Raw genomic sequence first — 12,590 nt, 5'->3', positions numbered from 1 at the left:
CTCGACGCGGGGTCTGCGCGGGACTGGTGCGAGGAGGCTACTCCGATCGGGTGATGTGCTGGTAGCCGCCGAATGGCCGTTGTCCGAACCGCGCCGGACTACACCGGCAGCAGGTCGAACGAGTCGAGGAACGGCAGCGCGCCGGCCCGCTGGAGGGCCGCGGCGGACAGCCAGACGCCCAGGATCGTGATCAGCGGCCCGACCACGGCCATCTCGACCTTGCCGCCGGTCTGCATCCGCATGACCTTCGGCGGCGCGACCGGGAACCACGTCCTGCCCGCGATCGGGATCGGCCACAGGATCGGGCAGCCCTGCTCGGTGATCGCGTCGCCCAGGAAGTGGGCCACGCACCCGATGCCCACGGCCAGCCCGCACGCCGCCGCGCTGGCCGGGGTCTGCGCGGTCCAGGCCAGGCACAGGACCGTGATCCCGGCCGAGACGCCGGTGATGAGCAGGGCGTCCTTCTGCGGGCACCAGTCGTTCATGATGCCGCGCACGGCCAGGCCCGCGAACACGAACATCAGCGCGGGCAGGGCCCACTTCTGCGACTGCTGCACGACCGCGGTGGTGAACACGGCGGCGATCACGGCGAACACCAACGTGTGGGTGAGGCCGCGGTGGCCGCCGTCGCGCTTGGAGTCCTTGCGGGTGCGCGTGGTGCGGTAGACGAACGAGCTGGTGGTGTTGATCAGGGCCGACGCGCCCTGGCTGACCGGGCCGAACGTGCGCGAGATGGTCGACGAGGGGTGGTCGAGGTCGGGCAGCAGGGCGGCGCCGGTGGACAGCACCGCGCCGACCGCCCAGCTCTGCGGCGTGAGCTGCCCGATGGGGTGGTCCTGGGCGAACGCGGTCACCGCGGCCCAGGCCAGCAGGCCGCTCATGGCGTGGGTAGGACCCGTCGACAACGTTGCCCCCTTGATCACTCGACTGGGACGAGGTTAGCGGCCCGGACGCCCGGGACGCCGCCGAACGGCGAACGCGTGTTCGAGTGTCGCCCCGGCACGCGCGCCGGCCGCCGTGCTGGTTGTATTGGCACGAAGAACCACGGCCGCCACCCGGTCGGCGGTGTGACGCCCGTTCCCTTTTCGGCCGGGGTGGACGCAAGCAGCCCGACATAGCAGTACGCTTGTCTTGCTTGCACTGTTGCGAGAGGAGCGCCCGGAGTATGGGCAAGATCAAGGTTCAGGGGACCGTCGTCGAACTCGACGGCGACGAGATGACCCGGATCATCTGGCAGTTCATCAAGGACAAGCTGATCCACCCGTACCTGGACGTCAACCTGGAGTACTACGACCTGGGCATCGAGCACCGGGACGCGACCGAGGACCAGGTCACGATCGAGGCCGCGCACGCGATCAAGAAGCACGGCGTCGGTGTGAAGTGCGCCACCATCACGCCGGACGAGGCGCGGGTCGAGGAGTTCGGCCTGAAGAAGATGTGGGTCTCGCCCAACGGCACGATCCGCAACATCCTCGGCGGCGTGGTGTTCCGCGAGCCGATCATCATCAACAACATCCCGCGGCTCGTGCCGGGCTGGACCAAGCCGATCATCATCGGCCGCCACGCCCACGGCGACCAGTACAAGACGCAGAACTTCAAGGTCCCCGGCGCCGGTGAGCTGACCATCACCTTCACGCCCGAGGACGGCTCCGAGCCGATCAAGCACGTGGTGGCCAACTTCGGCCCCGACGGCGGCGTGGCGCTGGGCATGTACAACTTCAACAAGTCCATCGAGGACTTCGCGCGCGCCTCGTTCTCGTACGGGTTGCAGCGCAACTACCCGGTGTACATGTCCACCAAGAACACCATCCTCAAGGCGTACGACGGCGCCTTCAAGGACATCTTCCAGCGGGTGTTCGAGGAGGAGTTCAAGGCCGAGTTCGACGCCAAGGGCCTGACCTACGAGCACCGCCTGATCGACGACATGGTCGCCGCGGCCCTGAAGTGGGAGGGCGGCTACGTCTGGGCGTGCAAGAACTACGACGGCGACGTGCAGTCCGACACGGTCGCGCAGGGCTTCGGCTCGCTCGGCCTGATGACCTCGGTGCTGATGACGCCGGACGGCAAGACCGTCGAGGCCGAGGCGGCGCACGGCACGGTGACCCGGCACTACCGCCAGCACCAGGCCGGCAAGCCGACCTCGACCAACCCGATCGCGTCGATCTACGCGTGGACCGGCGGCCTCAAGCACCGCGGCAAGCTGGACGGCACCCCCGAGGTCACCGGCTTCGCCGAGACGCTGGAGCAGGTCATCATCTCCACCGTCGAGAGCGGCAAGATGACCAAGGACCTGGCCCTGCTCATCGGCCCGGACCAGGAGTGGCTGACCACCGAGGACTTCCTCGGCACGCTGGACGAGAACCTGCAGAAGAAGATGGCCGGCTGACACCGGGCGGCTCTTCGGCGAGGGCCCGACCGCGGAACCGCGGTCGGGCCCTCCGCTGTTCGGGGGATCACCACGTCCCCACCCGCGCCCGGATTCCGAAGGGCAGCTCACCCGTGGCCGCTCAGCCGCCTTCCTCCGGGACGACAGCGGGCGCGCCCGCGGTGCCGCCCGGTACTCGGCGGTGCTCATCGGCGACCCGGCGGTGGGGGCCCGCCCCCCCGCCGAACGCGACCTCGTGCGGGACCACCCCGACCAGGCGAGGTGGCGCGGGCGGCAAGCCTCGGACAACCCCCTGCGCGGCCTGCCGGGACCGGACCGGTCGGCCGCCCGCGGTCGTTCTCCCGTAATCGCGGGGCGACCCCGTCACCCGGTCGGTTCGCCGCCGGGGTGGATTCGCCGCCGACCCGGTTTCCGCCGGCCCTCCGGGCGCTATATCTGCACTTCAGGAGAGGTGCCTGGAGGCGTGATGCTGGGTGTTCCCGTACGGGGCTTGGTGGTGCTCGGCGTGCTGGCCACGGCCGGGCTCATGTACGTCGCCAACGGCGGTGCGAGGCTGGGCGCGGAGGAGTCGGGCACCGGGCCGTGCCGGGTGACGGTGATCGCGGACATCCTCAACGTGAGGTCGGGGCCCGCCGACACCCAGCCGATCGTGTCGACCATGCGGCGCGACGCCGTGGTGCCGGCCGAGCGGCGGGTGGAGAACGGGTTCCGGATGCTCGACGAGGGCCGGTGGGTCAAGGACGAGTTCGTGCTGCCGACCTCGGACAGCGACTGCTCGTGATCTCATGGGTGGCGTGTTCTTCAAGTGGAGGTCGTCGCGGCGCGGCGTCACGACGTGCGCGTGCTCACCCGAGTGGCCCGGGCTGCGGGCCGAGTTGGACGGGCACCAGGTGCCCGGTCGGCCCTCGCCGGGCGGCAGCAGCCCGCTGGTGCTGATGCTGGGCCTGGTGGCCTCCTGCACCGGCTGCGGGGCCGAGTACCCGCACGGGTGGGCGGTCGCGGAACGCGGTTAGGCTGCGGTGGTGCTGACCGTCTCCACCGTCAACGTCAACGGGCTGCGCGCGGCCGCGAAGAAGGGCTACGTCGAGTGGCTCGCCGCCACCACCGCGGACGTGGTGTGCCTGCAGGAGGTGCGCGCGGAGCCGGGGCAGCTGCCCGAGGAGGTGCGCTCGCCCGACGGGTGGCACGTGGCGCACGCGCACTGCGAGGTCAAGGGGCGCAACGGCGTCGCGGTGCTGACGCGGGCCGAGCCGCGGGCCGTCCGGGTCGGCTTCGGCGCGCCCGAGTTCGAGCGGTCCGGGCGGTACGTCGAGGTCGAGCTGCCGGACGTGGTGGTGGCCTCGCTGTACCTGCCCAGCGGTGACGTGGGCACGCCGCGGCAGGAGGAGAAGGAGCGGTTCATGGCCGCGTTCCTGCCGTACCTGGTGGAGCTGCGCGACAAGGCCGCCGCCGGTGGGCGGGAGGTGCTGGTGTGCGGCGACTGGAACATCGCGCACCGGCCCGAGGACCTGAAGGCGTGGAAGACCAACCAGAAGTCGTCCGGGTTCCTGCCGGAGGAGCGGGCCTGGCTGGACCGGGTGTTCGGCGAGGCGCGGTACGTGGACGTGGTGCGGTCGCTGCACCCGGACGTGGCCGGGCCGTACACGTGGTGGTCCTACCGCGGCAAGGCGTTCGACAGCGACTCCGGCTGGCGGATCGATCTGGTTTGTACAACCGAGGGTATCGCACGCACGGCGACCACTGCCGTGGTAGAGCGCGCAGCCACCTACCAGGAACGATGGTCCGATCACGCGCCCGTGACGGTGACGTTCGACTGGCCGAAGGCGTAGCTCCGTGGAGCCCGCCATGTGGTCGGCCTTGACCGGCGCTTCAGCGGCACTGTTGGGCGTCTGGGGTACCCAGTGGCTGACCACCCGCCGGGAGAGTCACAGGGACAGGCTCAGGTGGGCACAGGAGCGACAGCAGCGGGAACTGGACTCACAGAAGGCGGCCTTCGCAGAGTGCCTGTTGGCGTTCGACAAGTGGCACTCTGAATCGTTCGCGCTGGCCCTGCACCTCAACGCCAGCGCGTTCCGCATGGGGAACGCAGACAGGTTCCCTGAGCTTGAGGAAGCAGCGAGAAGCGGTTTGGTCGCGGTTGATCTCGTGTGCTCGGCTGAGGCGATTGAAGTTACGCACAGGGCCTTCAACGCGGTATCAAGCCTGAGCTTCGCTGTGAGCCTGGCCATCGGCAGTGCCCAACATGACGGGCAAGCTGAGGACGGCTTGCGGTATCAGGCCAACACGTTCGCATCACAAGCAGCCGACGCGATGGCCGAACTACGCAAGGTCTACCGCACCGAGTTGGCGAAGTTGTCCGGCGAACGAGTCGGAGTGGTTGAGGTAACCGACTCCCGTCGGAAGCGGCTCACAAGGGAAGCAGACCCTCAAGGGTCTTGAAGCGCTCGTCAGTGCGCGCGGATGGCATCCGCGCCGCGAACCTCCTGGCGCGTTCGAGCGTGGCCGTTGCCGCGTCCAGCTCCCCCGTCCGGGCGTAGGACTCGGCAAGCCACGACAGGTAGAGCGCCACCTCTCGGGAGTGCTCCTCGGGGTAGGTGGCAACGGCGGCGGACAGCAGGGGTTCGGCCCTGTCGGGTGTGCCCAACTCGATCATGCAACGTCCGGCCATGACGTCGATTTCGGCTCTGTTGAGCCAATAGACCCACTCGGGTTCTTCGATGCCGGGGGAGCGCTGTTCGTACGTGTCGTCTACCGCGTCCAGCGCGCGGAGGGTCGCGTCACGGTCCCCGGTCTTGGCGCTGGCCCATGCCACCCGTTCCAACAGCAGCGCCCGAACCACGGGCGTAGCGCTCCGGGCACCCTTGGCCGCAGTGCGTGCCAGGAGCAGCGCGTCGTGAGGGTCAGCCACGTTCGCAACCTGGTAGCTCAGCGACGAAAACAGTTGTGCCGCAAGGGAATCGTTGCCCGCTTCCTCTGCCGCATCCACGCCCCCGAGGTAGAGCCGCTGGGCGTCCGCGTACTTGCCCGCGTCCGACGCCACCCACCCGGCAAGCTGGGCAAGCTCCCCGGTCGCCGTGAGCAACCTCCGCCCGACCGGTTCGGTGTAAGAACCGTTGCGCACCAACGATTCCACCTCGGCTAGCTCCTGCCGCACTGCGGGCAACAGGTCTGCGCTCCCGACCACGTCGTCAAGGTGCCTCAGCTCGACCACACGGGCGTCAAGGGCGTCAGCCAGGGAGTCACCCACCCTGCGGCCTGAACGGCGCTGTACGGCCGTAGGAGAGTCCGAGACAAGCCACTCATGGGCGCGGCGAAGCGGGTCACTGCCGATCGGCACGCCTAGAACCTGTTCGTAGGCCGTGACGACTTCCGGAACAGGGCGACGCTTCCCGGTCTCGATCAAACTCAGATAGGGCTTGCTGTAGTGGGTGAGTTGTGCCATTCGAGTGAGGCTCAGCCCGGTTGTCTCACGCGCTGCTCTCAGAGCGTCGCTTAGCTCCGACACGGCTAACCCCCGGTCCGCGTTGTCAACTCTTGTAAACGCGCCTAGCAGCATAAATCGGGAGTGCGGCCGGTAGGAACAACGGTAGGTCGCCCCCGCCCTGTGGGCTTCCCCCTCGGCCGGGGTGGGGGTGGCCGTACCACGGTCCACCGGAAGGCCCACCGACATGAGCAACAGCAACGCTGAGACGGCGACCGCCGAACAGGTCGAAACGATGTTGGCGCTTCAGCGGCTACTCAAAAGCGGGTTCATCGCCGTTCCGTACGGAGACGATCCGAGCAACCCTGACGAACTCGGGTTCGTGCGCCTCCGGTGGGACATCCAAGAACTTATCCGCGTCTACGGCGAGGATCAGGCCAGCGCCGTTCGACTGGTCGGCGGTCTGCCCAAAGAACGGGCGGAAGGACACGCCCGCGAAGTGGTCTCGGCTGTGCTCGGCTGGCCGCAGATCGTTTCGGCGTCGGGGGACCGGATATGACCATCGCCGCGAACTACTTCGGCTACGAGTGGGGCACCGATCAGTGGATCGGCCTTGGCTTTGCATTGGCGGCGGTCGCGTTCATCCTCGGTGTGCTGCTCTGGGAGCGAATCAAGGACGCAACCACGATTCGGTACCTCCGCGACTGGACTTGGAAACGCCACCCACAGAAAAGGAAGCGGCCTAGGGGGCAGAGTGACTGAGTCAGAGTCGCCTTACCGGATCTACTGGGCCGACGATCCGGACGCACCCGCAATGGTCCGCCCGTACCTGATCCATGCCGAGAACCGACGACTTACGACAGAACCGACTCTGATCTTGCCGGTACTACGGCGCGTGGACAGCCCGACCGAAGAAATACCGGCGGTCAAGTCTGCGGGCCGACACCGTTTGCCTGTCGGATTCAACCTCACCCGGACAGCCTGAACGAGGGGGACCAAGTGAGTGCACCGCAAACGCGCCTATTCCGTTCGGCGCGATCGGTCATCGTGCAACCCGAGACACTTTGCAACCTCGATTGCGGCTACTGCTATCTGCCGTTTCGACACAAGCGAAACAGGATGTCGGTGGAAGTGGCGCAGGCCGTAGCCGAGTCGGTGCGGCCCTGGACGGCCTACGGGACCGTTGACGTCTGTTGGCACGGTGGGGAACCGCTCGCAACCGGCAGAACGCACCTCGGGCGGCTAATGGACACGTTCGCCGGGCTCGACGTGAAACACGGCGTCCAGACAAACGCCACGCTGATTGACGACGCCTGGTGCGACTTCTTCGCCGAACGGAACATGTACGTCGGTGTCAGTATCGACGGTGGCCCTTCGGACAACGCTAGCCGCGTGGACCGAAAGGGAGCGCCCGCCTACGAAAAGACGATGCAGGGGATTCGTCGTCTCATCGCTCACGGCCACGAGGTCTACGCAATCGCGGTCGTGTCCGACCCGACGTCCGAACGTGCCCGCAGGCTCTACAACTTCGCCGTTGAAACCGGCCTGTCGGAACTGGGCGTCAACATCGAAGAACAGGAAGGCGTCAACGTCTCAACCAACGCCTACGACCGAGGAACGGTCATCGCCTTCTGGGCTGAACTGATGGCGGCTTGGAGTGAGAACCCGGCGGTCCGTCTGCGGGAGCTAGGGCGGACCCTCGCGTATGCGGACGCGGTTCTAAAGGGTGGCAGTGAGCCGATCCGCCAGCCGCCGTTTATCGACCCGTTGCCGACCGTGGCCTACGACGGATCGGTGACGCTCATCTCCCCTGAGTTGGCCGGTTTCGGCAACGCGCAAGGCAGCTTCGCAAGCGGCAACGTATTGGACACCACCCTAGACGAAATCATTTCGCGTGGCGCGGACGTTCCGTGGGTGGCCGAATTCGTACACGGCGTGGACACGTGTCGGAAGACCTGTCCCTACTTCGACTTCTGCGGAGGTGGTCAACCGGCTAACCGCTACTTCGAACACGGCCGGATGGACGGAACGGAAACCGACTTCTGTCGAAACAGCAAGATTGCATTACTTGAAGGGGTGCTTAAGATTGTTGAGCCCGACACCGTTGGCAGAGCGGATTCAAGCGCGTAACGAGGGATTCACCGCCCTGCTCACCCGAGTGGGCGGCGCTCCCGTAGTGGTCAGCTCGTTCAACAACGAACCCACGTGGGACAACGCAACCGGAAACGGCGGGTTCGACAACCGCCCCACGTGGGACAACTGGAAGAACAAGTAGCTAGCGGATCATGAGCTAGCGGACGATGGTCAGGCCAGCTTCCGAGGCAATCTGACTGGCAAGGGAGCTGGCCTGATCGGCGCTAAGCCTCGCGCCACGCAACGTCAGCAATCCGCGAACGCCGATCAACCTCGACTCTGTGAGATCGCAGCCAACGGCCCGAGTCGCCTCGAATTCCGTTTCGATCAACTCGCAATCGTCAAACACGACGTTCGACAGGTCACCCACAAGGACGGTCTCCCGGAACGAGCAACGCCGGAACGCAACGGCGTTCTTCACCTGATCGAACCGAAGTGTCGCGTAGTCGAATCGGCAGTCTTCCGCGTAGACGTCCTGGGCCTGGACCAGCCCGGCCTGTAGGCCGATGGCCTGGCACCGCTGGAACTCGACCCGCCGTGCAGTGGTCTCCGACAACACGGCGTTGGAAAGGCTCACGTCGTCAAACCGCACATCGGAGAGCGTGAGCGGAGTAAGACGGGACTTCGACAGGTCAACCGACTTCACCAGGGAGGTAAAGAGCGACCCCTCACCGGTAACGCCTTCCTGGTCTCCGTCGCTCAGTAGAGCCGAGTCGAAGTCGAATTCCCCTCGGAACGCTGGTGAGTCCTCCGTCAAGTCCTCATCTTCGAAGTTCGGGCGCTGGATGGTCTTACCAGCGATCTTGTGGAAGTCCATACCAGCAGAATATCAGTCAGCCGCTCTCGGCGGTCTGCGACACGAGCACCGAGAGGGGTGTCAATCTGGCACACCACGGGAACCCTGTAGTCCTGTTCGTTGGCTGTGTTCGATGGCTGTAGGAGATCCCCTCAAGGGATCTCTACGTTCCCTAGACGTAGGTTCTTTAATCTATGTGTGCCAATCTGACACCCCATCCCGAGGGGGATCACTCGAAGTCGGGCAGCGTCGGCAACCAAGCCGCCGCAGACGCCTTGCCCGAGTAGCCTCCCTTACCGGTGTCCACTCGGCGGTAAAAGCCGCTCTCGACCAGTAGCGGAATATGCCGCTTAACGGTTCGCTCGGACATTCCCGTCAATTTCGATAGGAGAACCGCGGACACATTCAACGGCGTTTCACCGAAACGTTTTCCGTGCTTCGATCCCATTTGCAGGTGAAGCGCTAGCGCCAAGTGGTGAGCCTGCGGCGTTTCCTTGAGCACCTTCGACCAGCGCAACCGGCGCATGTGTTCGGCCTGGTCCACCCCGGCCTGTGTGGGCACCTTCGCCCGAGGTGGCTCCCTACGGGTTGCGGGCGGCTTCGCGTCAGGCCGCTTAGGCGCTGACGACTTCGGCTGCTCTACGGGCCTCTCAGACGGCCTAGATGGGGCTGGTGGAACGAGCTGGACACCGTTCGGCGTGACCGCCAGAAGTCCAGCCCTGACAAGCCGCTGAACCTCTACGTCGGTGTCAGCCCGAGTGAACGGGAAGACCTCCGGGAACGGTGCTGTCCCGTCCGGCTGGACGGCTTCAAGGAGAGCTTTCACAACGGCGTCGGTGTGCGCGGTGGCTCCCGGTGCGCGGCTGGCAGCCCGCGCGTAGGACTCTTTCAGGCCCATTCCGGTCACATCCTACGAACCGAGCCGTCGGGCATCAGCCAATACGTACGGCTGACCTCGACCGGAAACCAGTCATTGAGCATCCAACCGGGAAGCTCCACCCGTTCCCCGGAAGTGAGGGCTTCCAACAGGCGACCCTGCGCGTTGTAGATCAGTTCTTCGACAGCCGCCGCGTGTTCGTCGGCGGTCATCTCACTAGCCCGTGATTGGTAAGCCCACCCAGCCCGAGCCCGTGCGAGTCGGGCGGTCAGTTTGTGACGCACCTGTGCGCGGATGTCAATACCAGTGGCCGGACCTACTGAAAGGCGGGAACGCTTTCGAGATCGGCTCACCGCGTACCACCCCACCGTGCCCTAGCGGCGATACGGCCAGCCTCCGAACGGCTGTAGGGCACCACAACGCCTGTCGAATCATCGGAAGTCGTCTCGTCTTCCACGGGCTCACTCAGCTTCAGTTTCCCCAGGAGGTTCGCCAATACGGTTCTGTGCTGACGGACTTCGGTCAGGAGAGGTGACGGGGCAGGCTGCCCCATCGAACCTCGGACGATCAGCTCGGCCGTAGCTAGGGCCGATTCAAGGCGGTCAATGAGGTCTGCCTCTCGGCACGCATCCTCAAGCATCCGGAACTCATCGGGCCGCAACTCCCAACCCGTCTCGGCGTCGGTGATTTCGCGCCAGAGTCGCTTACCGCTGGTTCCCAGACCGCGCGGTGGACGCGGAGAGGTGGTCATTTCTGGTCCTTTCGTAGTCGATCAGTGGGTGTTTTGGTGCCGTTCGGGTGACAGCCGACCAGGGGCAACGGCAGGCACGCAGACGAAACCGCCGCTTAGGGCGGTGTGGAAAAACGCAGAGAGCCGATGTGACGCATAAAGGCGCAGGACCGCTATACGTACCGGTGGGGGTGGCCGGGGTAGGGGTATCCCCCGTGGGGGTATGCGACCACACGTGTCCGCGTAAGCGCAGGTCAGATACCCTGTACCCGTAGCGGAAGCCAATTCCGCGGAAGCGCCTACAAGCCACCTACCTGCGTAAATGCGCGACAGGTACCCCCCACTAAAACAGGGGTGCCCCCGTGCCTCTGTCCTGCCGGGCCTGCTTGCCCGGTCGCGGGGGAGCAGCTCCCCACGCACACCCGAGCGGCCAGGGGTGCCGCTCGCACGTAGCTAGCCACAGGAAAGCCCCGGAAACGGGGCTGTACGCCACGCCTAGCCGCTCCCGAGGTGCGGCCGGACCGCAGGCACCCCGTAAGGCGCTCGGTGGCTGTGAGCGCGTCTTGTCTGCGGCCCTACTCCTGGAAGTCCAGGAACGGGGATGCAGCGCGGTGCAGCACGTTGACGGCGTGCGCGTATCGGCCCGGTCCGTGGACTTCGGGGACATGCTTTCCGGCCAGGAATTCGCCAACAGGCTTTGAGCGCTTGGACTGGTTACACGCGACGCACGCCGGGACGATGTTCGCCAGCGCGTTGACGCCGCCTCGGTTCATGGGGTGAACGTGGTCAATGCTTAGGGCGTCGGCGGTACCGCAGTACACACAGTGCCATTCGTGGCGCTCTCCCCATGCCTCGACCAATTCCGCCACGGTGTACGGCTCTGTGTTCACGCCGAGTCGATCAGCGGTGCGCTTCGCCTGCCTAATGGCGTTGTCGATCGCAATGCGGCCCTTGTGGCGGGAGCGGTAACGCGCCTTCTGTGCAAGCGTCGCTTGCCGGTTGGCGGCCTTCCACTCACGGACGGTTGCGCGCACCTTCGGGCGCTTGCATTCCTTGCATTGGTGGCTGCGACCGTCGGAGCGCGACGAATCGCGGTAGAAGTCGTCTAGTGGCTTCAGTGTGCGGCACTTGGTACACGTCTTAGTGCTCATGAGTTCTCTCCTCGGGTAAACGAAAGCCGGGGTGATCAGCCCCGGCCGCCTTCTCGTCTTGTGGCTCGTCAGATCCCCTGAACCGCTCTCCACAGAGCGTCAGCATCGGAAATCGGCTTCAGGTGAAGCGCAGCGCCGGACAACGGACCCGCGACGAACGGCAGCAACGGGCCGTATCGCTTGGCGGCATCGGTGCCGCCCTTCCAGGACGCCAGCAACACGGCCGCACTCCGAGCCACGTCGAACGCGGGGATGTCGAACAGCACGAATGCGAGTTCAAGATTTTCACTGGCCTCACTGCCTCCGAACGTGTGCCCGAGGTGGCGGGCAAGTCGGATGTACGCGGACCAAACCGCGCTCAGCTCACCAATGACGTTCTGCCACGTGGCTACGGCGCTCGCCTGCGCCGGGGAGACGTTCAACAGGTTCAGGTACGGGTCCGCGAAATCTGGGAGCGACGCGGCAGCGTCATTCAGGCTGTGCGCAGCAACCAAGTCGTTGAACCGCTCGGAAAGGGCCGACTGAAGTTCGTTCGAGTGGTCGTAGAGCGAACCGACAGCGCGCCGGTACAGGGCGTCTGCTTCGGCTGCGCGGAAGGCGTCCGACTGAGTGCCGAATGTCGTCACGAGGGCGGTAGAGAGTGCTTCCCGTGCCTTGAGGTAGTCGGCCGGTGTGGGTGCGCTCAACAGGTCGGTTCGTGCGGATGCGACAACAGCCCCAGCGCCGAACTCATCACGCCGCAGGTCTTCAATGAGCTTGGACTCAGCCGCAAGCGCGGCAGGGATGTTGACGACCTTCCCGAGATCCTTGATCAGCTTGACGATCAGGTCCGTCTGCGCGTAGTCGCTGTTTGCCTTGGTCATGTTCTTTTCTCCTGTGGTGTGGCTTGCAGTGGGTCGGTCTTACTGGACCGGGAAGGCGCAGGACTTACACAAGCCCTGACGGCTACCCGACTTCTTTCCCCGGTTCGTTCGGGGCTTAGCGTCCACGAGGTCGGCAGCACGCTTGAACGCGCCGCAGAGACGGCAAAGCATCTGCGGTGACTCCTGTTCGGCTAGGACTGTTCCTGTGCGCGGAGAGCGCGCAACGCCGCTGT

16 protein-coding genes are annotated in these 12,590 nt (G+C 65.6%); 9 read left to right on the top strand and 7 right to left on the bottom strand.

Features of this window, described 5'->3' with window-relative positions:
- Window positions 1–98: 98 nt before the first annotated feature.
- Window positions 99–905 carry a metal-dependent hydrolase gene (locus EKG83_RS43325; RefSeq protein WP_033433932.1) on the bottom strand — a complete coding sequence of 269 codons (807 nt, stop codon included), beginning with the start codon at window positions 903–905 and terminating at the stop codon, window positions 99–101.
- A 260-nt stretch (window positions 906–1,165) separates the two neighbouring features.
- Here EKG83_RS43325 and EKG83_RS43320 point away from each other — a divergent pair, with 260 nt between their 5' ends.
- The 5 genes from EKG83_RS43320 (at window position 1,166) to EKG83_RS43300 (ending at window position 4,825) form a co-directional block, all read left to right on the top strand.
- Window positions 1,166–2,386 (top strand): NADP-dependent isocitrate dehydrogenase, encoded by a 1,221-nt coding sequence (locus tag EKG83_RS43320; protein WP_033433933.1) that lies wholly within the window; start codon window positions 1,166–1,168, stop codon window positions 2,384–2,386.
- A gap of 466 nt (window positions 2,387–2,852) precedes the next feature.
- On the top strand, window positions 2,853–3,167 hold the full coding sequence (locus EKG83_RS43315) for an SH3 domain-containing protein (protein WP_153278791.1): 315 nt from the start codon (window positions 2,853–2,855) through the stop codon (window positions 3,165–3,167).
- A 13-nt stretch (window positions 3,168–3,180) separates the two neighbouring features.
- Window positions 3,181–3,399 carry a hypothetical protein gene (locus EKG83_RS43310; protein WP_153278790.1) on the top strand — a complete coding sequence of 73 codons (219 nt, stop codon included), beginning with the start codon at window positions 3,181–3,183 and terminating at the stop codon, window positions 3,397–3,399.
- A gap of 9 nt (window positions 3,400–3,408) precedes the next feature.
- Window positions 3,409–4,215: an exodeoxyribonuclease III gene (locus EKG83_RS43305; protein WP_033433970.1), complete on the top strand. Its 807-nt coding sequence runs from the start codon at window positions 3,409–3,411 to the stop codon at window positions 4,213–4,215.
- A 178-nt stretch (window positions 4,216–4,393) separates the two neighbouring features.
- Window positions 4,394–4,825, top strand: a complete 432-nt coding sequence (locus EKG83_RS43300) for a hypothetical protein (protein WP_153278789.1) — start codon at window positions 4,394–4,396, stop codon at window positions 4,823–4,825.
- Here EKG83_RS43300 and EKG83_RS43295 read toward each other — a convergent pair.
- Window positions 4,794–5,942 carry a helix-turn-helix domain-containing protein gene (locus EKG83_RS43295; protein ID WP_084716919.1) on the bottom strand — a complete coding sequence of 383 codons (1,149 nt, stop codon included), beginning with the start codon at window positions 5,940–5,942 and terminating at the stop codon, window positions 4,794–4,796. The two genes, EKG83_RS43300 and EKG83_RS43295, sit on opposite strands and share 32 nt — an antisense overlap.
- 112 nt (window positions 5,943–6,054) lie before the next feature.
- Between EKG83_RS43295 and EKG83_RS43290 the strand changes: the two genes are divergently transcribed.
- The 4 genes from EKG83_RS43290 to amcA all read left to right on the top strand — a co-directional run bounded on the left by EKG83_RS43290 (window position 6,055) and on the right by amcA (window position 8,082).
- Entirely contained in the window at window positions 6,055–6,366 is a 312-nt protein-coding gene (locus tag EKG83_RS43290) for a hypothetical protein (RefSeq protein WP_033433938.1), read from the top strand.
- Window positions 6,363–6,569 carry a hypothetical protein gene (locus tag EKG83_RS43285; RefSeq protein ID WP_033433939.1) on the top strand — a complete coding sequence of 69 codons (207 nt, stop codon included), beginning with the start codon at window positions 6,363–6,365 and terminating at the stop codon, window positions 6,567–6,569. The genes EKG83_RS43290 and EKG83_RS43285 overlap by 4 nt, the downstream gene beginning before the upstream one ends.
- A gap of 237 nt (window positions 6,570–6,806) precedes the next feature.
- Complete coding sequence (gene amcB / locus EKG83_RS43280) at window positions 6,807–7,937, top strand: cyclophane-forming radical SAM peptide maturase AmcB (protein ID WP_051766602.1); 1,131 nt, start codon at window positions 6,807–6,809, stop codon at window positions 7,935–7,937.
- Window positions 7,938–7,965: 28 nt separating this feature from the next.
- Window positions 7,966–8,082 carry a multiple cyclophane-containing RiPP AmcA gene (gene amcA, locus EKG83_RS49945; RefSeq protein ID WP_407690805.1) on the top strand — a complete coding sequence of 39 codons (117 nt, stop codon included), beginning with the start codon at window positions 7,966–7,968 and terminating at the stop codon, window positions 8,080–8,082.
- Between the two features lie 15 nt (window positions 8,083–8,097).
- Here the strand turns inward: amcA and EKG83_RS43275 are convergent, their stop codons facing one another.
- The 5 genes from EKG83_RS43275 to EKG83_RS43255 form a co-directional block, all read right to left on the bottom strand.
- Window positions 8,098–8,757 carry a pentapeptide repeat-containing protein gene (locus EKG83_RS43275; protein WP_033433940.1) on the bottom strand — a complete coding sequence of 220 codons (660 nt, stop codon included), beginning with the start codon at window positions 8,755–8,757 and terminating at the stop codon, window positions 8,098–8,100.
- Window positions 8,758–8,965: 208 nt separating this feature from the next.
- A complete protein-coding gene (locus EKG83_RS43270; protein WP_153278788.1) occupies window positions 8,966–9,280 on the bottom strand; it encodes a helix-turn-helix domain-containing protein in 315 nt (104 codons plus the stop codon).
- 359 nt (window positions 9,281–9,639) lie between these two features.
- Window positions 9,640–9,825, bottom strand: coding sequence for a hypothetical protein (locus EKG83_RS43265; RefSeq protein ID WP_033433941.1), 186 nt, complete (start codon window positions 9,823–9,825; stop codon window positions 9,640–9,642).
- Between the two features lie 1,093 nt (window positions 9,826–10,918).
- Window positions 10,919–11,494 carry an HNH endonuclease gene (locus EKG83_RS43260; RefSeq protein ID WP_033433943.1) on the bottom strand — a complete coding sequence of 192 codons (576 nt, stop codon included), beginning with the start codon at window positions 11,492–11,494 and terminating at the stop codon, window positions 10,919–10,921.
- Window positions 11,495–11,562: 68 nt separating this feature from the next.
- On the bottom strand, window positions 11,563–12,357 hold the full coding sequence (locus tag EKG83_RS43255) for a hypothetical protein (RefSeq protein WP_033433944.1): 795 nt from the start codon (window positions 12,355–12,357) through the stop codon (window positions 11,563–11,565).
- Window positions 12,358–12,590: the final 233 nt, after the last annotated feature.

The organism is Saccharothrix syringae (assembly GCF_009498035.1).
Classification (GTDB): Bacteria; Actinomycetota; Actinomycetes; order Mycobacteriales; family Pseudonocardiaceae; genus Actinosynnema; species Actinosynnema syringae.
Note: the sequence above shows the minus strand (reverse complement) of the source record. Positions and strands in the feature narration are given on the sequence as shown.